The sequence below is a fragment of the Nocardia sp. NPDC050435 genome, from assembly GCF_040655395.1.
Taxonomy (GTDB): domain Bacteria; phylum Actinomycetota; class Actinomycetes; order Mycobacteriales; family Mycobacteriaceae; genus Nocardia.
Map to the genome: position 1 here is coordinate 98,350 of NZ_JBFAJW010000003.1, position 21,398 is coordinate 119,747.

Sequence of the window (21,398 nt, forward strand, 5' to 3'; positions counted from 1 at the left end):
CCACGCGGTCAGTCATGGCTGGAATCGCGTGCAAGGCAGCGTGACCACCCGAAGGTGGCGGTCGTCGGCGGCTTCTGGCCGCGCGTCGCTCATCGAACCAAACTCGCGACATGTGCGAACGCCGCGGCGATGTCCTCCCGGTTGCGACGGCGGGTGTCCTTATCGGGTTGGTTGATCGACCGCGGACCAGGGTGCGCGGTGAACAGAACTTCGGCACCGCGAAATCGCCGATGGTTCTTGCCGACAGAAGCGTGCCAGGCCGGCCAGGTCTGCGACTTGCCCATGACGATGACCGCGGCCAGGTCTCCCGGGAGCAGATCGATCACTTCGTCCAGGTAGCGCCGCGCGCGCCGGGCTTCGCCCGCCAAGGTGCGGCGACCTTTGGCCGGATTGGCTACCCACCAAGGGATTACGTTCCACGGAACGTAGTCCGTGTAGCGAAGCGAGGTCTCCTCGCAGAGTTGATACACGTTGTGGGCGGTCTGGTCATTGTTGTGCAGGCTGATGAAACCGGACTCGCCGTCCGCCGCGCCCGAAGGGTCCTGAAGCAGCATCAGTACTTTCGCGCCGGTAGACGCGGCGCGAGGATCGAAGTACGGGATGCTCTCACGGGTGGTCGCTCGTAGCTGATCCACCCAATGGTTGAGCTGGCCGATCGCTCCGTCGTATCGCTCGGACAGCCGATTCTCGACGTTGCCCGGCGTCAGCGTTTTGCTCAGCAGTTCACCGCGGTCGTATGCGATGTGGTTCTTCACACCGCGACGTGAGGGGTTGGCCATACCGATGGTGTCGATGACCGGCTGCGCGGCGTTAGCGTGCCCGGGCATGAAAAAGCCCCTCACCTGCGTGCCGGGTGAGGGGCCTAGAGTGGACATGGCGGGAAGTTACTCGAACCGGACCGATCTGCTGGAGCAGTTCGCTGATATGCGGCGACGGGTCGTAAGAAGCGGACTGCGCAGGTCACGATTCACACGACCGCGGACATCCGGTGGGTCGAGAAAGCAGCTGACTACTGAGGAGGCGGCAGTGATCGTGGCCGAGTACGAAGACGACGCATCGATGACTCACCTGAAAGTAGAGCACCATATGGCGAAGCGAACGATCGCAAAACTGCTTCGCGACAACGGTGCTGCTATCCGGCCTGCCGGAGGACAACTACGGACCGCCCGCTGAGACGCCGCACTTGACTCTCAGCCGCAAATTTAGAAGAGCCAGCGAAGGGCTGAACTCCGTTCTGGTGCCGAGTTCAGCCCCATACCGAGCCTAAGAACGGCGTGACGACGGGCCTACTCGTCGGCCTCGCCGTGCGCGACCGAGTTTCGCTGCTGATGCCGTGCCAAGTGCACCAACAGCCGCCGCTCCGATCGACGGGCCTATTACAACGACCAATCCCAGCAGGAGCGCCCCTATGAGGGCAATCAGCACCGCAGCCCGGCGGAACCTAAATGGGTCGACCAACACGTTGTCGAGTAACCCGAGCCATGACCTCGGCTCACAATTGCCGCGACGAACGTCGACCGAAGTCGCCTTGGTTTTGTCCGGATGGTGCCGGCCACTAGCACGAGAGCGGTTGTTCGACAGGCGCTTTTGACGGCTCATCGGCGACCGCCTTGCTTCGCCTCGTAATCGGCGGCCAAGTTGCACTCCAAGACCAATCTCGCGTGTCCGAGGCGCACCACTGACCGGTTCGGTCCATCGTGGACCGCCCGAGCACCCTCCAGACCGACATGGTCATGAGTGAGCGCTCGCGCTACATCCGCAGTCGGCACCGAACCCCAGCCACTCCAGCGAAGCAGCCACTCGGTTCCGGAGCCCCACAAGTACCGGAAGTGGAAATCTGGCTGAGTCTCAAAGGGTTCGAACGAGCGCCCTAGTGCGTCCCACGTCAACCCTGAAACCGCCCAGCCTTCACGCTTACTTGAGAGCCAAACTCTGGAGACCAAGCCTGCGAGCAGCCGTTCGCTGTCGGGGTGCATCTCAGGCACCGCTTCGAGCGCGGCCCGTTCTTCGTCCACCAGTGCCGTGTCCGCCGGGACGTCATTGAAGTGCAGTGGGTAGACCCTTAGATCTCGCCTGTGGGACGGATGAGATGTCTCCCAACGGCAGAAACGAACTCGCGCTCCCGTCGGTACATGGGACAGCAGCAGCGAGTCTTGTTTGTCACCAATGCAATGTCGCCGCAAACCCGGCATCCGAACCGACTGAATGATGTGATCGGGCATGTCCGACAAGATCATGAACTCGTCGTACTGCGGCGAGAAGGTCATCGTGTAGCAGAGCAGCCGGGAGATGCTCTTGTGCCTGATCAGCTTGTGGGCAGGGCTCTCATCCACATCCAGCGGAGGCTCATCGGTATTGAGCAGAAACAGTGACATGATCGCCCGAAAGCGCTGTTGAGCAGCGAGGCATCTATCGAAGCCAAGGTCATACGCCTTTGACGACCCCCCTCGATCAACCTTCCGAATCGCCCTCTCCGCGAACCATTTTGGCTCTTCGGTGTACTTGGCACGGAGTTGGGCAGGCTTGCGAAGCGCAGAGCTATTCGACATGGCGCGTCTCCCAGCTGTCCAGGCCCAGCCATACCGACGCGTCAGCCATGCTGACGGCAGGGTTCATCACAAGGTGCAAATTGCATGTCCCGCATGCTCATGCCCCACGAACTTGCCTGGAAGGTTCGCAGCGACCTCGGATATTGCTTGCCGAGGGCCGGAAGGCCAACAGTGATGATACCGAACCTCACCGACAAACACACGACTACGCGATACCAAAGACTGCGAGCCGATGCGAGTCCTCGGTTCTAGTCGGGCCCGCCATCTGGGCTCCCGGCGGACGTAGCGGGAACTTACTCGAACCGTACCGACTTGCTCGATGCCCTCGCTAAGCTGCGGGAACGGATCGGTAGAAACGGACAGCGCAAGTCATGGCCACCACGGCAGCGCGCGTTCTGGTGGGCCGAAGAAGCAGCTGACGCCTGAATCCGCTGAGATCGTGGCCAAGTACGAAGCCGGTGCGTCAATGGCCCAGCTGAAGGTGGAGCACCACATGGCCAGCGGACGGTGGCGAAGGTCCTTCGAGAGGTCGGCGTGGCTATTCGACCGAGGGGCGGGCGGTCAAGCGGCCAACGATAGCGACCAGTTTCGAACTCCACAGGGCCGGTACGCCACCTGTTGCCAAACTTGAGCCACTCCGCCTCTGGACCCTGTTAGCAGTGCAAGAACCCAGACGCCGAAGCCCTCCCGTACTCTCGCGGTCTGCGAAAATCCGTCAGCGCATAGATGCTGTCACGGCAGTGGGGTCAGTCCACGACGCTTCGACAGCAGCATCGCATCCTTCTTGCTAACGTTCCGCTGCAGACTATGGAGAACCGCGTGCTCGGTCTCTGGCGTCCAGAAGATCTGGAGCTGCTCTCGGGCTCTCGTAATAGCTGTGTAGAAGACATTGTGTGAGATGTCGTCCTCATTCGCGTCCGTTATCACCACCTTCACGGAGTCGTACTCAAGCCCCTGGGCCTTGTGGATCGAGACCGCATAGGCAACCTGGAAAGGCACGGAGCCGAAGGACGAGTCGTCGTCCTCGTCGCCGCTGCTGCGCTCGTTGACGTCGAACTGAACGGTTGAATCTTCGATATAGCGCAGGTTGGAGCCATCGGCGTCGAGTTCTGTCACAGGCCGGTCCAGCGACACGTCGAACTGCACCCGGCCGGGGAAGGTCTCGATGCCGACGATCTTTCCCTTAAGGTTGTTGTAGATGAGTGGCCGGAAGCGGTCGGTCTCGTTGAAAAGCACTGGGTCGCCAACCTTGTAGGTAGAGGGTCCCCAGTTTGTTGCGGCGCCCGGGTTGCTGCTCTGGAGAAAGCGGTTGACGTTGTTGATCCCATACAGGCCGTCGTAGTTCAGGCAGAGGATGATCTCGTCGTGCCGCTGAACTTGAAAGAGGCTCTCGTCCAGCACCTTTGAGTATCCGTTGCAAGCGAGCGTCTCCGCAATGTCGTCCTTCAAGTCTCGCACGGTCGACCATAGGTCCAGGAGACCAGCATTCTTGGTCCTGAACGGAGTCGTGAGCTCGAACACCGCAGTGTTCGGAATGAACGAGCGAGCCAGCCCGAACCAGTTGCCGAACTGAATCGATTCAATCTGGAAGACATCCCCGACTAGGACAAGAAGCTTGAAAGAGGTGCGCTTGAGCACCTTGAGGAGGTCGGAGTTGCTGACCGTACTGCACTCGTCGATGACGAGAACATCGTAGTCAGTCGCGTCGGAGCTGCCGATCTGCCTGCTGATCGTGCGGAACGTCGAGTTCTGCGCGTTGATACGCCGCTTTAGGTTGTCGACCGCCGGGTTGGTGTGGGCAAGGAACAGCTTTTCCTTATCGTTGAAGTAGTTGGCTATGAGGCTGACCATCGTTGACTTCCCGGTCCCAGCCGCTCCGTAAATCAAGACGACTTCCGAGTCAACGAACAACTCTTCGAGCGCCTGAACCTTGAGCGGGTCGTCCGGAGCTGGCGTCGTTTGGGCGAGCCACTGCGTCACCGCAGCACGGTAGCCAGCGACACCGCTTGCTGCATGCTGCTGGAGCTCATCGATGATCTCAACAGTGCCGTCCTCGTACTCCTTGATGAAGACATGGCCCTTGTCCTTCAACATCTTTCGGCCGGTGTGCTTGTAGTACAACTGCCCGTTGTATTGCGCCATCAGCGAATCGACGGCTCCAAGCGGCTCGACATCACCAAGCGGCGTATAGAGCATGCCGCGGCCCTCGACGTTCGCCTGCACTCGGCGGGCGAGGAGCTCATGGGCCCGCCCGCTCAGGTCGATGCTCTCGGCGAGGTCCACAAATCGCGGGTTGTGCCCGCATAGAGAGGTACAGAACGGCATTCGTTCGAACGGCATGCATCCGTACCTCAGGTGCAGGCCCGATAACCCATCACATGTTTCTGACTCGGACTGGAGCTTGATGATGTGGTTGTTCATTCGCAACATCAGATAGCGCAGAACGTTGTGACCTGGGCTTGCGGTCTGGATCTTCTGACGTGCCAGGTCGAGAACTGGGAAGATCCGCGGATGCTGCGACTTCTTCGTGGCCCACGCCTTCAGCGAGTCGTACTGCGCATTTTCCATGTCGACGATGTCCAGCAGGTTCGACGATGTTGTCGTCAGGTACTTCATCAGGTTCCGGTACTCGCTGCTGCCGGTCGAGGTCTTGAAGTGCTGATCGAAAATCCGGGCGAAGTTATCGAACTCGCACGGACGGATCGACACCTCCCACTCGCAAATGATCGTGATTGGCATCGTCTGGCCCAGCACGTCGATCGAGTCGCTCTTGAGGACCAGGTTCGCCGCGTACTTGTCAGTGATGTCGATGTCAGTGAAGCCGATTATGCGATCGAACTTGCTGACCCGATTGACGGCGTTGTAGAAGGTCACCTCGTAGTACACCCGTCCTCCCGCGTAGAACGGGCGAACCGCATGGATGTAATAGCGATCCTTCCGGGGCTCCACCGGCGGCACAGCCTGCGCAGTAACTATCCGCTCGGCGATCTTCTGGTGGTACTCCTCCAGGGACGGATCGAGATCGACTGGAAAGTCCTCGACGTTGTCCAGGATGTTCAAGTTGAGGTGGCTGGACGTTACATCCCGGATGCGATGTAGGTAGTCGTAGTACTTGAGCATCAACCGCTCGGAAGGGTCCCCGCCCATCGTGTAGTGCGAGGCACTGATCTGCAACAGTTTGTGGAACCGCTTAAGGAAATTGAGCTTCCCATTTCCTGCGATGTACGCCATTGCCGGACCCACCGCCGTGTACTCAAAATCGACGTCGCCCCGACCGGCGTGAAGGCCCACCGCGACACCCTCCACCAGGTTGCGGAGTTGACTCAGGATGTTCTGCGCGAGAAGGGCTCGATCGTGTTTCAGCGCGACAATATTGGACGAGATGGCACTCGCGGCACTCTGGATCTGCTGGTCAACGGTACTCATTCTGTACACATACTCTTTTCGTAGCGCACCCGAGTCAATGACTCATGCACATCTTTCAAGATGCTTGGGTCCGCGAGCTCCGCTTCGACGAGTCGGCCGGCGCCAACCCGCTTCCCTGGCAAATAAACCGTACGCCCGATCGACGCAGGCCTTGCGGCTTCAGGGTTGCAGATCGCCGCCGCACCGCAACTGTGACCAGTCAAATCGTGCGATGCGTGCTGACCAGACTGTTCGGTAGGCGACTCTTCGTGTCTGGATGACCCCAGTGATAACACCACTGGAACTGGTTCAAGTAAGGATTGCCAGATGACAAAGCCGCAGGTCACTGACCTGCGGCTTTGTTGTGGTGGAGCTGCCGGGAATCGAACCCGGGTCCTCCGCCGTGTCTTCAGGGCTTCTCCGTGTGCAGTTCGCTAGGCCTCTGCTCGGACCTCCGAGTCTCGCGAACAAGCTCGGATGACGATCCCAGTCACTGTTGGATGTCCCGCCCAGATCCGTGACCGACCTGGACGGTAATTCCCTCTAGCTGATGCCAGGACCCGGGTCGAGGGACGAACCCGAACTGACAGACACGCTTCGCTACTTAGGCAGCGAGAGCGTAGTCGCGCTGATTGGAATCGGCGCTTAATTGGTTGCAGCGACGCTTACGGTGGTCTCTTGCCTGCACCGACACGCTTCCCCTGAATCGACGTACGCAGTCGAAACCGTTCAGCCCCGTACGTGCCCGCACCTTGCGGGCTAGTCATGTTAACACTGCCCGCCCCAGGCTTCATTCCCATTATTCCGCCCGCTCCGGACCCACTTTGAGACGGCTCCGCCTCAGATCTAGCAAAACGGACATATCGCCGTTTCGTGGCAGGTACTGTGCCGCTCAACCGCATAGCAGAATGTGGCGCAGCGCACATCTAGGAGTGCCGGCGTGCTGGAAGTCCGGGACCTGCAGGTCGTCTACGAAGACGTGATTCTGGTGTGCCGGGGGATCAGCCTCGACGTCCCTGAGCAGGGGATCGTCGCCCTGCTCGGCGCGAACGGCGCGGGCAAGACCTCCACGGTGCGCGCGGTGACCGGGTTGCTGGGCGTGCACCGCGGCCGGATCACGGCGGGCACGGTCGCGGTCGACGGCGTAGAGGTGACGACGGCGAACCCCGCGCGCATCGTCGCGGCCGGGGTCGGCCAGGTGCTGGAGGGGCGGCGGGTGTTCGCCGGGTTCACCGTCGAGGAGAATCTGCGCGCCGGTGCGCACACCCGCGCCCGCGCGACCGTCGGCACCGCGCTCGAGCGGGTGTTCGAGATGTTCCCGCTCCTGGCCGAGCGCCGCACGCAGCGCGCCGGGCTGCTCTCGGGCGGCGAGCAGCAGATGCTCGCGATCGGACGCGCCCTGATGGCCGAGCCGAAGTATCTGCTGCTCGACGAGCCGAGCCTGGGACTGGCGCCGCGGGTGGTGGAACAGATCCGCGACCTCATCGTGCGCATCAACGCCGAGGGCACGGGGGTGCTGCTGATCGAGCAGAACGCGGCGATGGCGCTGTCCATCTCGAGCTACGGCTATGTGCTGGAGCAGGGCCGGGTGGTGCTGCGGGGACCCGCCGCCGAGCTGTCCGCCGACTCCGACATCCAGGAGTTCTATCTGGGACTCGGTGCGGAGGGCCACGTGTCGCTGCGCGACCTCAAGCACTACAAGCGACGCAAGGGGTGGGTGGCATGACGGCGCTGCTCGAGGTGCGCGACCTCAGCCTGAATTTCGGTGGTACCAAGGCATTGTCGGAGGTCTCCTTCGAGGTGCGGCCGGGCGAGCTGCTCGCGCTGATCGGCCCGAACGGGGCGGGCAAGACCTCGATCTTCAACTGCCTCAACGGGGTCTATCGCCCGCAGCGCGGCAGCATCGTGCTGGCGGGCCGGGAACTCATCGGGCGGACGCCGGACGCGATCGCCCGATCGGGCGTCGCGCGGATGTTCCAGAACATCGAGCTCTTCGACAACTTGACGGTGCTGGACAACGTCAAACTCGGCCGCCATCTGCAACTGGGCTACGGACCGGTGGCGGCGGCGCTGCGCCTGTCCAAGGCGCGGCGGGGCGAACGCGCGGCCAGGCTGCACGCCGAGGGCTTGATCGAGTTCCTGGAACTGCAGCAGGTGCGCAACCAACCGGTGGGCCTACTCCCGTACGGGGTGAAGAAGCGGGTCGAACTGGCCCGCGCGCTGGCCATGGAGCCGCGGCTGCTGTTGCTGGACGAACCGGTGGCGGGCATGAACGTCGAGGAGACCGCGGACATGGCGCGGTGCGTTCTCGACATCCGGGCCGAACTGAAACTGGCCATGATCATGGTGGAGCACGACATGCGCCTGGTCATGGATCTCGCGGATCGAATCATGGTGCTGGACTTCGGAGTTCGGATCGCGCTCGGTACACCCGCGGAGGTCCGGCACGATCCGGCCGTCCTCGCCGCCTATCTCGGCGGGGCCGGCGCGACACCCTCGGAGGGGGAGGCTGCCCGGTGACAGCGGTATCGACGACGACGGCTTCGGATTCGGGGTTGCCCGCCCTGGTGGCGGCGCGGGCCGCGCGCACGCCGGACACGGTGGCGTTGCGCGTGAAGCAGCTGGGCATCTGGCAGCAGACTTCCTGGGCCGGCGTGGATCTGGAGCGTCGCCTGATCGCGCACGGGCTGGCCGCGCTCGGCGTCGGCGCCGGGGACCGGGTCGCGCTGCTGGCGGGCAACCGGGCGGAATGGCTGTACGCGGAGCTGGGCGCGCTGTCGGTGGGCGCGATCTTCGTCGGGCTGCGACCGGACGTCGCGGGGCCCGCGCTGGAGCGGATGCTGAACGACGCCGCCGTGCGGGTGCTGATCGCCGAGGACCAGGAGCAGGTCGACAAGGCGCTGGCCACCGGCTGCCCGCGACTGCGCTGGATCGTCTGCCTGGACGAGCTGGGGGTACAGAATTACGCGGACCCCCGGCTACTGAGCTACGCCGGGCTGCGCGAACGCGGCGACGCGCATCGGGGCGAGCACCCGCTCCCGGACGTCACCCGATCACCGGATGACGTTGCCGCACTGATTTTTCCGCCGTCCGGGGAGCCGAGCCCCGCGCAGGTGCGGGGCAGCGATATCACCGCGATCCTGGCGGCGCTGTGCGCGGCGGTACCGGGGCTCGGCGGCAACGACGTCGTCCTGCCCGGCTTGTCGCTGGCCGAGCCCGCCGAACGCGCGGTCACGGTGTGGACGAGCGTTGGCACCGGCGCCGTCCTGCATTTCGCCGAGTCCTACGAGACCTTGGCCGCCGATCTGGCCGAGGCGCAACCCAGCCTGCGCTTGGCCCCGTCGGCGGGCTGGCAGCGGATCTACGACGGCGTCGAGAGCCGCATGGCCACTGCTTCCCGGTTCAAGCGCGCCTGCTACCGGCTGACCACCTATTCCGCCGAACGCAGTGCCGCACAGCGTGATAACGGCTTGTTCGGAAGAGCCGTCTCGATCCTCGCGTATCCGGCCGCGGGCCGTGCGTTGCGCGACAAGCTGGGTCTGCGCCGGACCCGCGCCGCTTTCTGGAGCATCTCCATCCCGGGAACCGCGCTGCCGCCGGACAGCCCACCCGCCCCGGAGACCGCCGCCTTCTTCCGCGCGCTGAGCATCCCGATCGGCCAGGTGCCGCCCGCGACCCGCGCCGAGGCCGCCCCCGCGAATCCGGAAACCCGCCCATGAACGAATTGCTGCAATCCCTGATCCGCGGCGCCGGATTGGGCGGCATGTACGCGACGATCGCGGTCGGCTTCGTGATCATCTTCCGGGCCACCGGCGTGCTGAACTTCGCGCAGCCGGTGTTCATGATCTTCGGCACGTTGTTCTCGTACTACCTGGTCGATTCGGCCGGGCTGCCGTTCCCGCTGGCCGCGGTCGCCGCGGTGGCGGGCGTGGCGGCGGTCGCCACGGCTACCGAGCGAATCGCGATGCGCCCCATGGTCGGCCGCCCCGCCTTCTCCGCGACCCTGGTCACCGTCGGGCTCTTCGCCGCGGGAACGGTGCTGGTGCACAAGCTGTTCGGGGCGAAGGTGATCACCTCCGGCGACCCGTGGGGGCTGTCCAACTTCTGCCTGGGCGGGCACCGGCCCGCCGACAGCGTGGTCGCGGCCTGCGTGGGCGGGGTGACGGTGAACCACACCGACATCTTCAAGGTGCTCACCGCCGTCGCGGTGATCACCGCCCTGGTGCTGTGGCTGGCGCGCTCGCGCTACGGCCTGGCCATGCGGGCCGCGGCGATGGATCAGGAGACGGCGATGGCCCAGGGCATCGACGTCGGCCGGGTGTTCTCGCTGTCCTGGGCGCTGGCGGGCGCGCTGGCGGCGGTCGGCGGCATCCTGCTCGGCACCGCGCCCGGCGGAGTGGAGGCGGCGGCCGTGCTGATCGCGCTGAAAGCGCTGCCCGCCATCATCATCGGCGGCCTGGACTCGATCACCGGCGCGCTGGCCGGGGCCATGCTGGTCGGCCTGGCCGAGGCGCTGACCAAGACCTATCAGCCCGATGTCGCGCCCTGGCTCGGTGCGAACTTCGACGTGGTGATGCCCTACGTGCTTCTGTTCGCGGTGCTGCTGATCCGGCCGCACGGGTTGTTCGGTGCGAAAGAGGTGCAACGCGTATGACCGCGACCCTGCCCGAGACGACCGGGAAGCGGCTCCGGACGCCCCGGGCGGTGCGCCGTGGCCGCCCCCGGCTCTACACCTCCTACGCGCGTGCCGAGAGCGCCTGGAACACCGCGGCCAAGGCGTGGTGGGCGGGTGGCCTGCTGGTATCGGCGGTCCTTGCACCGTTTTTCGTCGCCAAGGACATCACCAATCTGCTCACCCTCGCCGCCATCTACGCGATCGGCGGCATCGGATTGAACATGCTGACCGGGTACGCCGGACAGGTGTCGCTGGGGCACGCGTTCTTCGTCGGCGTAGGCGCCTATACCGCAGCCGTTTTCGGTGGCGCGGGCACCAAGACGGTGTACGGGCTCGGCTGGGACATGGCGCTGTGGCTCCCGCTGACCGCCCTGATTCCGGCGGTACTCGGCCTGCTGGTGGCGCCACTGGCCGCGCGGGTGCGCGGATTGTATTTGGCCACACTGACTCTCGGCCTGGTGATGATCGGCGAGCACCTGTTCAAGGAGTGGCAGTCGGTGACCGGCGGCGGCGGGCTCGGACGCGCCCCCGCGCCGCCGGTGTTGTTCGGCACGGATCTGCGCAAGCCGGTCCGGGTGGCGGGCGTGCTGATCAACGAGCAGCGCGCGCTGTACCTGATCGCCCTCGTGCTGCTCGTGGTGCTGGCGGTGCTGGCACGGAATCTCATGTGCTCCAACGTCGGCCGCGCCTTCGCGGCGGTGCGGGACCGGGATGTGGCCGCCGAGATCATGGGTGTGCGGTTGCAGCGCACCAAGACGCTCGCCTTCGTGGTGTCCTCGGCCTACGCGGGGGTGGCCGGTGGCCTGCTGTCGGTGGTGATCGGCCGGATCAGCCCCGAGCGCTGGAACCTGCTGCTGTCGGTGGATTTCCTGGCCATCGTGCTGATCGGTGGCGCCGCCACCATCACCGGGTCGATCATCGGCGCCTGCTTCGTGGTGCTGCTGCCGCGGGTGCTCGAGGAGTTCACCCACGCCGTGCCGGCGTTGACCTCCGAGGGTGGGCAGATCCTCGGCTTCACGCTCGACGAGTGGAAAACGATCCTGTTCGGCCTGCTGATCGCCGGGGTGATCGTACTCGAACCGAGGGGCATGTTCGGGCTGTGGCTGCGCGTTCGCAACTACTTCCGCACCTGGCCGTTCTCCCACTGATCAGCAGTAGTGAAAGTAGGAAAGATAATGGGAGTCAGCACAATTCGACGTATGGCCGCCGTGCCCGCGGTCGCCGCGCTGGTCCTGGCCGGAGCCTGCTCCAGCGCCGAGGACGAGGCCGGCGGGGCCACCGGGCCCGGCGTCACCAGCGAACCCTGCCCCAACGCGATCGACAAGGCCAAGGGCTGCATCTACCTGGGGGTGCTCTCCGACCTCGAGGGCGGGCCCTTCGCCGCGCTCGGCCGCGACATCAACGACGGTCAGCTGGCCTTCTGGAAGAAGGTGAACGAGGCGGGCGGGATCGGCGGCAAGTACGAGGTCGACATCGCCACCCACACCAAGAACACCTCCTACGACCCGCAGAAGCATGCCGAGGCCTATCAGCAGGTGGAGCCGAATGTGCTGGCGCTGTCGATGAGCCTGGGCACCATCCACACCCAGGCGGTGCTGGACCGGATGGACGCGGCGAACCTGGTGTCGGTCGCCGGAACCCTCTGGTCCGGTTGGCAGTTCAAGAGCGCGGACAAGGGGCTGCTGCTGGAGACCGGGTACTCCTACTGCTCGGAGGCCATCATGGGTCTGGACTGGCTGGCGCAGAACAAGGCCAAGCCGACCAAGCTGGTCTCGGTCACCTACAAGGGCGATTACGGCGGTGACTACGCGACCGGCGCGAAGAAGTGGGCCGAGGCCAATGGTGTGCAGGTGGCCAACCAGATCCAGACCGCGCCCAATGCCGCGGTCGGCAATCAGGATGGCGCGGTGAGCCAGCTCATCGCGGCCGCACCGGATGTCGTGATGCTGGCCACCGGGCCGGCCGAAGCGGGCGAGATCATCGGCAAGGCGGCCGCCGCCGGATACAAGGGCCGCTTCCTCGGTTCCGGGCCGACCTGGAACGGCGGTCTGCTGAAAAGCGCTGCCGCACCGGCGATCACCGCGCTCTACAACTCCACCTCGCCGGTGGACGGCTGGGACGGTACCAGCGAAGCGGCCAGGGCCGCGAAGGCGGCGGCCACCAAAGATCCCGCCACCTGGGGCTTCAGTGCGGGCTGGAACTTCTCCTATCCGCTGAAGGCGCTGCTGACCAAGGCGCAGGAGGCCGGAAAACTGAACCGGAAAGGCGTGCGTGACAGCGTCGACGGGCTCGAAGTCGACTTCCAGGGCGGCGCACCCAAGTACACCTACGGCGCGGACAAGCCGGACCTCACCAAACAGCGGGCGATCATCGGCGGCCCCGACGCCGCCGCGCCGTTGGGCACCAAGACGCTGCTGACCGACTATCACGGGCCCACCCAGGACAAGGTCACCTTGACCGAGCCCTGCGTGCAGCCCTGACCTACCTCGGCGCGCCCGGGTTCGCCTGTCCGGCAGGATCGACGCACCCGGGGTCGCCGCACGTATCCCGCCGCGAACGGGTGTCTCAGCGTTCGGTCGGGACGTCTGTGGTGGCTTCGTCGCGAGTGAGGGCCCGAACGCTGGGAACCAGCAGCGCCCCGGTGACCGCCAGCAGGGTCAGCGCGGCCAGACCGGTGAGGGTGGGCGCGGTGCCGAAGCGGGTGGCGAGCGGGCCGACGGCGATTTCGCCGAGCGGGATGGCGACGAAGGAGCCGACGGCGTCGTAGGAGTAGACGCGGGCCAGGCGGTCGGCGGGGACGTTCTGTTGCAGCGAGACGTCCCAGGCGATACCGAATTGCTCGACCGCCAGTCCGGCGAGAAAGTAGGCGGCCAGCAGCGGGATCAGCTGGGGCGCGTGCGCGAGGGTGAGCAGCGGGACGGCCTCGACCAGCAGGAGCGCGGTGCCGAACAGGAGCGCGCGGCGCGGTTGCCAGCGGCTGGCGAGGATGCCGCCGAGCAGGGCTCCGGCGGTCTGGACGCCGAGCACGATGCCCCAGGCGAAGCGTCCGATGCCGGTGTCCGCGATCGCGGGCCCGAGCACCTGGGTGCCGCCCACCAGCGCCGCGTTCACCAGCATGAGCGCGACCACGATCGACCACACCCAGGTGCGCGCGGTGAATTCGGTCCAGCCCGTGCGCAGTTCCGCCAGGGGCCGGGAACGGTCGGGCGCGGCGAGGCGCTCCACCCGGACCCGCGCGTAGCAGAGCGCCGCCAGGGCGAAGATGCCGGCGGTGATCGCGATGGCCCAGCCGGGACCGGCCAGCGCGGCGAGCATGCCGCCCAGCGACGCGCCACCGATCAGGGCGCCGTTGATGCCGACGCGCACGAGGGCATTGGCCTGCCGAAGCAAGTCGGGCGGCACCGTCTGCTGCGTCAACGCCGCCGCCGCGGGCAGCGAGGCCGCCGCGACCGCGCCGTTGACGACGCTCAGCGCGATCAACAGTGGTACAGAGGCGAATTCGAGCAGCACCGCCAGCGCCGTCGCGGCCTGTGAGCAGGCCGCCGCCACGCTCGCGCCCTGCAGGATCACACCCCGGGGCAGCCGGTCGGCCAGGACGCCGCCGAGCAGCAGCAGCGCGACGTTCGCGATCGAGCGCGCCCCGACCACGAGCCCGAGCGCCGACACCGAACCGGTGAGGTCGAGCACCGCGAACGCCAGCGCCACGGGCGCGATGGCGTTGCCGGCGAAGGTGGTGACGCGCCCGGCGGCCAGGCGCCGGAACAGCGGTTCCCGCAGCGGGGCAAGCATTCCGGCCGCTGCCATCCTCACCTGCCGCTCGCTACCCGTCACCTGTCGCTCCAGGCGACTCTACCGCCGGGCGGCGAGTTCGACTGCGGACTCGGCCGCTCGCTCGTGAATAGTGGAGCCCATTTTCCGGCACGCCGGAGCCGTCAATTTTTCCGGGGCAGAAATTGCAATGACGCTGCGGCTGAACGCAATTCGATACCCCGTCGTGTGGTGCGCCTCACATTCGCGGTCCGATTACTTCTGCACCGGGCGCTCGTCTATCCGAGTGCAAGCCCGCATTGTTCGCCGAGAAAGGCCATACCGATGGAAAAACTGACCACGTCTTCGGGCATCGAGATCGCTTTCGATCGCATCGTCGGCGGCGACGCCGGGACCGTGATCCTGGTCGGCGGCGCGTTCAGCTTCCGGCGATTCCCGAAAATGGTCGCGCTGGCTGAGAAAATGGCGGACGAATACGGCCTGACGGTCATCAATTACGACCGGCGCGGTCGCGGTGACAGCACCGATGCGCCGGGCGTGTACGACGTCGACAACGAGATCGACGACATCGCGGCCCTGGTGGACGCGGCCGGTGGCCGGGCGGCGCTGTTCGGCTGGTCCTCCGGGGCGGGGCTGGCGTTGCGCGCGGCGGCCTCGGGCCGGGTGCCGGGTCTGACCTCGGTGCTGGCCTTCGAGCCGCCGTTCGTCGTGGACCGCGACAATTTCGTGCCGCCCGCCGAGCTCACGGAGCGGCTGCACGCGTTGATCGCGGCCGGGCAGCGCGCCGAGGTGGTCCGGTATTACATGACGAAGGGCATGGGGATGCCCCGGATGCTGGTCCGGATCATGCCTTTCACGCCGATGTGGAAGAACCTGCTCGCCACGGCGCCGGCCACGGCGCACGACTGGGCGATCATGGGCGAGTTCATGCGCGGCGAGCCGCTGCGCCCGGCGGACTGGGCCGGTGTGACCATTCCGGTCCTGGTCGTCTCCGGTGGGAAAAGCGGTGCGCTGCTGCGCACCGCCGCCCGTGCGATTACCCGGGTGTTGCCCGACGCGCGGCATCAGGAATTGGCGAAGCTGAGCCACAATCCGAATATCGATCTGCTCGCGCCCGTCGCGGGCGAATTCTTCACCGGTGCGGAGCGCTCCCTGACCTGAGCGCGAATTGTTCGCTTTGCCGGTCAGCGGAAGAGCGCGACATTCTCCTCGGCCCACACCCGGAAGGGCCGGGCCGGAGTGCCGGTCACCTGCTGGACGGTGTCGCGAACCCGGCGCAACTCGTCGTTGACGTCGCCGCCGGTGACATCGAGGACCGCATCCACCGATTCCGCGCCGAAGAAGGGCAGCAGTTCCGCCCGAGCCTGCTCCCGATCGATCTCGGTGAACTCGATCGCGCGCCCCAGGGCGGCCGCGACGGCGGCGACCTGCTCGCGGGGCGTGATGCGTTCGGGCCCGGTCAGCGCGTGGGTCCGGCCGCGGTGGCCGGGTTCGGTCAGCGCGACCGCGGCGACGGCCGCGATGTCGGCGGGATGGATGGTGGGCAGTCCGGTGTCGGCGTAGGCCGCCCGGACCGGGGTGTCGTGGCGGATCGCGTCCGCCCAGAGCGCGGTGTTCGACGCGAACTGGGTCGGGCGCAGGATGGTCCACTCCAGGCCACTGGCTCGCAGTTCCTTTTCCAGGGCGGCTTTTTCGGCGGCGGGGCCGAGGTGCGGGTGGGTCTCGACGGTGATCGAGGAGATCAGGACGACGTGCTCGACGCCTGCCCGGCGCGCCGCCTCGATGATCTCCCGGTCCGGGCCGAGGCCGGACACCAGCAGCATCGCCCGGACACCGGCCAGCGCGCGTGAGCGCGCCGCCGGATCGGTCAGATCGGCTTCGAACGCCTCGACGCCGTCGGGGACGGCCGCGCGGGCGGCGTCACGGGTGAGGGCGCGCAGCGGTTCGGCGCCGTTCGCGTGCAGTCGATGTAGCAGCGGTGCGCCGATGTTGCCGGTGGCGCCGGTGACGAGTAGCAAGATGAGCTCCGATCCTCGATGTTCCAGTCCGGTTCACGGTAAAACCTCAACAAATATCAAGGTCAAGCCGTGCGGCCGAGCGTCGGGAAAATGGCTGTGGTACAGCGGGTTTCAGCCAGCCTGGTATCGTCCGGCGCGTGGACACGTTCAGTAGCGCGTTGTTGTCCTTTGCACGGGGGTATCTGGGCGGGGCGATCGAGCAGTATGCGGCTTTTCAGGAGCAGGTGCCCAACGGGCGCATGCGGATAGCACAGGAGACGGGCACGGCCTGGGTGGGCGAGCGGGAATTGTCTCGGTCCGGCGAGCTGGGCACCTTCGCCGAGGACCACACGTTCATGTGGTCGTGGGCCAAGCCCGATCTGGCGGGTCTGCCGGGCATCGAGCATGCCGAGCGACTACGGGAAATAGGCGTGCGGCAGGGTATTCCGGAGTTCACCGAGGGCCTGCTGGATTTCGGCGGGTTCCCGGATCCCAAGCTTGCCGCCGATCACCTCTCGCTGATCGCGCTGGGCGTGCTGGGCGCCCGGGGCACGATGAAGTTCAACCACGGCGGCCGGGCCTACGCGTATCTGGTCACCGATGACGACGAATTGGCCGCCGCGACACCGGATCCGGCGCGCGTCAGCGATCATCTGCGCATCGCGGCCATGCTGCTGCCCGGAGACGGCACCCGGGACGTGATCACCGGATACGCCCGGCAGCACGGGCTCGCCACCGAATCGACCGACGACGGCCTCCAGTTGGTGCTGCCCGGCGGCCATCGCCTGGTGGCACGGATCGACGAGCGCGACAACATCATCGACGCGGCGATGTTCGGCCCGGACGGCGCGCCTTACACGCCGGAGGCCACCGCGCCCCGGCAGCTGCCGCGCGTGCCCCCGTTCCTTCCCGACGAATTGCTCGCCGAGCTCGCGCCGGCCGTCGCGGTCACGATGGGGCTCAAGCGTGGTCTGCTCGATTTCGCGACCGGCCTGCGCGAACTGGACCGGCCGACCTCGACCTGGGACCCGGCGACCGGCCTGTTCGGTATCGCCGAGTTGCCCGAATTGGGTATCGCCGCAGTGGATCTGGGTCGATACGACCGCGACACCGAGAGCTGGGAGTGGGCCGAAACCGACTGGACCGGCAGCGCCGCCGTGCGCCGGCTGGCGCGCGCCCACGGCGCGGACCACCTCGCCGCCGACCGGGTGGAACTCGGCGCGATCACCCCGCACGGCGAGAACGCCATCGACGTGCTCTCGGCGGCCGCGGTACGCCTGGGCGAGGCGGCGGGCTGGGCCTTCGTTCCCGACGGCAACGGCTACCGCGTGCTGGCGCTGACCGACGAGCGGATCGGCGAGCCCGGCACGGATCCGGATCGAGCGTGCTCGGTCTTCGACGCGACGGCGAATCTGCTGCACCCGCTGACGGATCCGGAGAACCGATACCGCACCATGCGCGAGATGGTGGCCGGCTATTTCCGGCACTACGGCGTCCCCGCGATCTACGCCGGTGAACCGCAGCTGCTGGCAGGTCATTTCGGGTTGTACGAGGTCCGCGTCGAGTTCGGCGTGGACGGCGCGTTGAGCCGGACCGGCGTCGGCCTGATCGGGGAAGCGCTGGCGCGCAACGCCTAGCCCGGGCAGCGATCCGCGCTGTAGGGCAGATCGAGCGCGCGGTGCACCAGGTAGGCGACCGCCGGTGACTCCGGGAGCAGCCCGTGGTGGAAAGTGTCCCCGGGACAGACGTCCTGGACCCAGACGTTGTCGACCGTGGCGCCCGGCCCGGCGCGCAGGAACGTGGCTTCCGGCGGGGTGACGACGTGATCCACGCGGGTGGCGATGGCGGTGTACGCGATGCCGGGTTCGGTGTCGCCCCCGGCGTTGAGCCGGCGCAGGAATTCGCTGCCCGCCAGCTGCTGCGCGGCGGCGGTGCCGAGGATCCGCGCGATCACCGCGTCCGAGGGACCCGCGGCGCTGCCGCCGGGTAATAGGTGGTCCAGCCCGTCGGCGGTGGTGCCGTGGTGGGTGGCCGCGATCGTCACCAGCCGGCGCACCGCGGGCCCCGGCCGCATCCCGCCCTCGAAGCGCAGGAACTGGCGCACCAGGGGCCCGCCCTGGGAGTGCGCGACGACATCGACGCGCGCGGCCCCGGTGCTCGCCCGGACCCGGTCGACGAACGCGCCGAGTTCCTTGGCGGAGGCGCGGATGTCGGCGGTGCCGTACACGCCGGGCTCGGACCCTCGGACGCTGAACCGCTTGTGGCCGTAATTCAGCGAGTAGACGCAGACACCGGCCGCTTCGAGCTGCGGCGCCAGCACGTTCCAGGTGTTCTGGTTGCCCCAGGTCCCGTGCACCAGCAGCACCGGTTCGGGATGCCGCGCCGAGGGCCGGCACGTCCAATCGTTCGCCCCCGGCGGGGCGGCGGCCCCGTCGACGGTGGTCTCCGCGTGTGCGGGGGCGAAGGCGATGCCGGCGACGATCGCCAGGACGGTGACGGCCCGGCGCGATAGTTCGGCCAACGGGAACGGCTCCTCTCGACAGCGCACATTGCTCGGCTGCCAACCGTTCACCAGGGCCTCATGGAAGCATCAAGACCGGGGAGTAGCAAACATGCGGCCGGGATGGCGCGGAATCCGGCTCAGTTCGCGACCCAGCGATACCGGCGCTCCGGGCGACCGGTGCCGCCGTAGCGCAGCCGGACCTCGGCGCTGCCGGTCTCGGCGAAGTGCTCCAGATACCGGCGCGCGCTGACCCGCGACAGCGCGGTGGCCGCGGCGCACTCCTGGGCGGAGAGATCGAGCTCGGCGGCGCGCAGCACACTTTCGACCAGCAGGGCGGTCTGCGCCGTGAGGCCCTTGGGCAGCGTGCCGGCGCCGCGCGGCCGCCCCGCGAAGACCTGGTCGACATCGGCCTGCGCGGCGCGCGAGAGCTCGCCGAGTTTGGTGTGCAGCGCGGCGAAGTGCTGGAGCTGGTCGTAGAGCGCGCCGTAGGTGAACGGCTTGATCAGATAGTGCAGGACACCGCCGCGCATCGCGGTCCGGATGGTGTTGACGTCGTCGGCGGCGCTGATGACGATCACGTCGGTGGCCTCGGCGGTCTCCCGGATCCCGCGCAGCACGCTCAGCCCGTCCAGATCGGGCAGGTAGATGTCGAGCAGCACCAGGTCCGGGCGCAGCTCACCGATCAGGCGCAGCGCCTCGGCGCCGGTGCGGGCGACCCCGGCGACGGTGAAACCCGGTGTCTTGCCGACGTATCCGCTGTGCACCTTGGCGACCATGAAGTCGTCGTCCACCACCAGCACCCGGATCACGCGGGCACCGCCAGCGGCAGGGTCGCGGTGAACACCGCGCCGTCGGCGTTGTGCACCGACACGGTGCCGCCGCGCCGCACGCAGGCCTGGCGGGTGATGGCCAGGCCGAGACCGCGCCGCCCGCCCGCCGCGGCCTTGGTGGTGAAACCGTGCCGGAACACCTCGCGCGCGAGTTCGGGCGCCACGCCGGGACCGGAATCACGGACCACCACGTGCACCGCGGCGTCATGCACGCGGATCTCGACCTCGATCCAGCCCGGGCCCGACAGCGCGTCCAGGGCGTTGTCGAGCAGATTGCCGAGCACGGTCACGATGTCACCGGACAGGCTCGCGTCCACCTCCGGCAGCGCGCTGGCCGGCGAAAGACGCAGGCCCACACCTTGTTCGGCGGCCAGACTGGATTTGGCGATGAGCAGCGCGGCCGCCGCCGGATCGCCGACCCGCGCGGTCACCTCGGCCTGCCACTGGTCGCGATTGGCGCTGACCCGGGTGATGTAGCGGGCGACCTCGTCGTACTCGCCCAGTTCGATCAGCCCCGCGATGGTGTGCAGCCGGTTGCTGAACTCGTGCGCCTGGGCGCGCAGCGTGTCGGCGGCGTTGCGGTTCTCGGTGAGCTGATCTTGCAGGCGCACCAGTTCGGTGCGGTCCCGCAGCGTCACCACCGCGCCCAGGGTGCGCCCGTCCCACTGGATCTGGGTCCGGTTCATCACCAGCACCTTGCCGCGCCGCAGGCCGATCAGGTCGGTGCCCGCGGCCGCGCCGGTGAACACGTCGAGCAGGCGCTCGTTGAGGCCGAGGTCGTAGACGCTGCGCCCCACCACGTCGCCGAGCGTCAGCAGGGTCTTGGCCTGATCGTTGACCAGGGTGACCCGGTGCTGCGGATCCAGGCCGACGACGCCCTCGTGCACGCCGTGCAGCATCGCTTCGCGATGCTCGACCAGCGCGGCGATCTCGGCCGGCTCCAGCCCGAAGGTCTGGCGCTTGACCCACCAGGACAGCGACAGCGAGCCGGCGACGCCGACGGCGGTGGCGATGCCGAGCAGGCTGAGCAGCCCGGGAAAGGATTCGGTGAGCGTCTGCCAGATCGCGGGCCGCGCCTTCTCGGCGGCGACATAGCCGACGACCCGGTGGTCGCCCTGACCGATCACGGGCACGTGCGCGACCACCGCGTCCCCGATCTCGCCGACCCAGGCCCGGCCCTCGGTGACGGTGGAATCGGCCAGGCGCAGCGGCTTGTTGATCTCGGAGGGGTCCTGGGAGGTGAGCACCTTGCCGTCGGCCCGGGCGATCACGACCTCGTCGGCGCCGGAGGCGACCTGCGCGCCGGTCGCGAACGGGGCGAGCAGCAGATGCTGTTTCGGATCGGCTAGCAGCACCCGCAAGCTGGGGTTGGCGGCGACGTCCTCGGCGATGCCGAGCATGCGCCGCGACTCGGTGTTGCGGAAGGTCTCGCTCACCTGCGCCACCACCACCGCGGCCACCGCGGCCAGCAGCACCAGCACGATCAGCAACTGCAGGGCAAGCAATTGCCGTGCCAGTGAGCCCTTCTTGCCCACGCCTACCTCCTGACGAACCTGCCCGCACACAGTGTCCCCGCCACCTCGGCGGAAAAGGTCGTGTTCGGCGTGAACACTATGACCACAACAAACGTTGCCGACACAAAGCAGACAGGGCGCAGTGGGCCAGCTCACA

The 21,398-nt window shown here is 67.0% G+C and carries 17 protein-coding genes and 1 other RNA gene; 9 read left to right on the top strand and 9 right to left on the bottom strand.

Annotation, left to right across the window (positions count from 1 at the left end):
- Positions 1 to 89 precede the first annotated feature (89 nt).
- On the bottom strand, positions 90 to 875 hold the full coding sequence (locus tag AB0I43_RS08905; protein ID WP_356976874.1) for a hypothetical protein: 786 nt from the start codon (positions 873 to 875) through the stop codon (positions 90 to 92).
- 151 nt (positions 876 to 1,026) lie between these two features.
- Between AB0I43_RS08905 and AB0I43_RS08910 the strand changes: the two genes are divergently transcribed.
- On the top strand, positions 1,027 to 1,173 hold the full coding sequence (locus AB0I43_RS08910) for a hypothetical protein (RefSeq protein WP_356976873.1): 147 nt from the start codon (positions 1,027 to 1,029) through the stop codon (positions 1,171 to 1,173).
- Between the two features lie 422 nt (positions 1,174 to 1,595).
- Here the strand turns inward: AB0I43_RS08910 and AB0I43_RS08915 are convergent, their stop codons facing one another.
- From AB0I43_RS08915 to ssrA, 3 genes are all read right to left on the bottom strand, one after another.
- Entirely contained in the window at positions 1,596 to 2,549 is a 954-nt protein-coding gene (locus AB0I43_RS08915) for a hypothetical protein (RefSeq protein WP_356976871.1), read from the bottom strand.
- 732 nt (positions 2,550 to 3,281) lie between these two features.
- Positions 3,282 to 5,975, bottom strand: coding sequence for an ATP-dependent RecD-like DNA helicase (locus tag AB0I43_RS08920; RefSeq protein WP_357431610.1), 2,694 nt, complete (start codon positions 5,973 to 5,975; stop codon positions 3,282 to 3,284).
- A 344-nt stretch (positions 5,976 to 6,319) separates the two neighbouring features.
- Positions 6,320 to 6,691, bottom strand: a transfer-messenger RNA (tmRNA) gene (gene ssrA, locus AB0I43_RS08925).
- Positions 6,692 to 6,894: 203 nt separating this feature from the next.
- Between ssrA and AB0I43_RS08930 the strand changes: the two genes are divergently transcribed.
- Genes AB0I43_RS08930 through AB0I43_RS08955 form a run of 6 tightly spaced genes read left to right on the top strand, consistent with a single transcriptional unit; the run spans position 6,895 to position 13,109 of the window.
- A complete protein-coding gene (locus AB0I43_RS08930; RefSeq protein ID WP_356976867.1) occupies positions 6,895 to 7,680 on the top strand; it encodes an ABC transporter ATP-binding protein in 786 nt (261 codons plus the stop codon).
- The gene (locus tag AB0I43_RS08935; RefSeq protein WP_356976865.1) at positions 7,677 to 8,474 is read left to right on the top strand and encodes an ABC transporter ATP-binding protein; all 798 of its coding nucleotides are present in this window, start codon (positions 7,677 to 7,679) and stop codon (positions 8,472 to 8,474) included. The genes AB0I43_RS08930 and AB0I43_RS08935 overlap by 4 nt, the downstream gene beginning before the upstream one ends.
- The gene (locus AB0I43_RS08940; protein WP_356976863.1) at positions 8,471 to 9,673 is read left to right on the top strand and encodes an AMP-binding protein; all 1,203 of its coding nucleotides are present in this window, start codon (positions 8,471 to 8,473) and stop codon (positions 9,671 to 9,673) included. Before AB0I43_RS08935 ends, AB0I43_RS08940 begins: the two co-directional genes overlap by 4 nt.
- Positions 9,670 to 10,608 (top strand): branched-chain amino acid ABC transporter permease, encoded by a 939-nt coding sequence (locus tag AB0I43_RS08945; protein ID WP_356976860.1) that lies wholly within the window; start codon positions 9,670 to 9,672, stop codon positions 10,606 to 10,608. Before AB0I43_RS08940 ends, AB0I43_RS08945 begins: the two co-directional genes overlap by 4 nt.
- A complete protein-coding gene (locus AB0I43_RS08950) occupies positions 10,605 to 11,777 on the top strand; it encodes a branched-chain amino acid ABC transporter permease (RefSeq protein ID WP_356976859.1) in 1,173 nt (390 codons plus the stop codon). The genes AB0I43_RS08945 and AB0I43_RS08950 overlap by 4 nt, the downstream gene beginning before the upstream one ends.
- Before the next feature lie 51 nt (positions 11,778 to 11,828).
- Entirely contained in the window at positions 11,829 to 13,109 is a 1,281-nt protein-coding gene (locus AB0I43_RS08955) for an ABC transporter substrate-binding protein (RefSeq protein WP_356976858.1), read from the top strand.
- Positions 13,110 to 13,194: 85 nt separating this feature from the next.
- Here AB0I43_RS08955 and AB0I43_RS08960 read toward each other — a convergent pair whose 3' ends face one another.
- Positions 13,195 to 14,433: an MFS transporter gene (locus AB0I43_RS08960; RefSeq protein ID WP_356977025.1), complete on the bottom strand. Its 1,239-nt coding sequence runs from the start codon at positions 14,431 to 14,433 to the stop codon at positions 13,195 to 13,197.
- Positions 14,434 to 14,721: 288 nt separating this feature from the next.
- Here AB0I43_RS08960 and AB0I43_RS08965 point away from each other — a divergent pair, with 288 nt between their 5' ends.
- Entirely contained in the window at positions 14,722 to 15,558 is an 837-nt protein-coding gene (locus AB0I43_RS08965) for an alpha/beta hydrolase (RefSeq protein WP_356976857.1), read from the top strand.
- Positions 15,559 to 15,581: 23 nt separating this feature from the next.
- On the opposite strand, the gene AB0I43_RS08970 is transcribed toward AB0I43_RS08965, so the two are convergent.
- A complete protein-coding gene (locus AB0I43_RS08970) occupies positions 15,582 to 16,415 on the bottom strand; it encodes an NAD(P)H-binding protein (RefSeq protein WP_356976855.1) in 834 nt (277 codons plus the stop codon).
- Positions 16,416 to 16,552: 137 nt separating this feature from the next.
- On the opposite strand from AB0I43_RS08970, the gene AB0I43_RS08975 reads away from it, so the two are divergent.
- Positions 16,553 to 18,031, top strand: coding sequence for a DUF6882 domain-containing protein (locus AB0I43_RS08975; RefSeq protein WP_356976853.1), 1,479 nt, complete (start codon positions 16,553 to 16,555; stop codon positions 18,029 to 18,031).
- Here AB0I43_RS08975 and AB0I43_RS08980 read toward each other — a convergent pair.
- The 3 genes from AB0I43_RS08980 to AB0I43_RS08990 form a co-directional block, all read right to left on the bottom strand.
- Positions 18,028 to 18,915: an alpha/beta fold hydrolase gene (locus AB0I43_RS08980; RefSeq protein ID WP_356976851.1), complete on the bottom strand. Its 888-nt coding sequence runs from the start codon at positions 18,913 to 18,915 to the stop codon at positions 18,028 to 18,030. The genes AB0I43_RS08975 and AB0I43_RS08980 overlap by 4 nt on opposite strands.
- 119 nt (positions 18,916 to 19,034) lie before the next feature.
- Entirely contained in the window at positions 19,035 to 19,706 is a 672-nt protein-coding gene (locus AB0I43_RS08985; RefSeq protein WP_356976849.1) for a response regulator, read from the bottom strand.
- Positions 19,703 to 21,262, bottom strand: coding sequence for a sensor histidine kinase (locus AB0I43_RS08990; protein WP_356976848.1), 1,560 nt, complete (start codon positions 21,260 to 21,262; stop codon positions 19,703 to 19,705). Before AB0I43_RS08990 ends, AB0I43_RS08985 begins: the two co-directional genes overlap by 4 nt.
- Between the last annotated feature and the right edge of the window lie 136 nt (positions 21,263 to 21,398).

Coding starts and splice junctions, on each gene's coding strand:
- AB0I43_RS08905 (WP_356976874.1), bottom strand. CDS start 875: ATGTCCACTCTAGGCCCCTCACCCGGCACGCAGGTGAGGGGCTTTTTC.
- AB0I43_RS08915 (WP_356976871.1), bottom strand. CDS start 2,549: ATGTCGAATAGCTCTGCGCTTCGCAAGCCTGCCCAACTCCGTGCCAAG.
- AB0I43_RS08920 (WP_357431610.1), bottom strand. CDS start 5,975: ATGAGTACCGTTGACCAGCAGATCCAGAGTGCCGCGAGTGCCATCTCG.
- AB0I43_RS08935 (WP_356976865.1), top strand. CDS start 7,677: ATGACGGCGCTGCTCGAGGTGCGCGACCTCAGCCTGAATTTCGGTGGT.
- AB0I43_RS08945 (WP_356976860.1), top strand. CDS start 9,670: ATGAACGAATTGCTGCAATCCCTGATCCGCGGCGCCGGATTGGGCGGC.
- AB0I43_RS08950 (WP_356976859.1), top strand. CDS start 10,605: ATGACCGCGACCCTGCCCGAGACGACCGGGAAGCGGCTCCGGACGCCC.
- AB0I43_RS08955 (WP_356976858.1), top strand. CDS start 11,829: ATGGCCGCCGTGCCCGCGGTCGCCGCGCTGGTCCTGGCCGGAGCCTGC.
- AB0I43_RS08960 (WP_356977025.1), bottom strand. CDS start 14,433: ATGGCAGCGGCCGGAATGCTTGCCCCGCTGCGGGAACCGCTGTTCCGG.
- AB0I43_RS08965 (WP_356976857.1), top strand. CDS start 14,722: ATGGAAAAACTGACCACGTCTTCGGGCATCGAGATCGCTTTCGATCGC.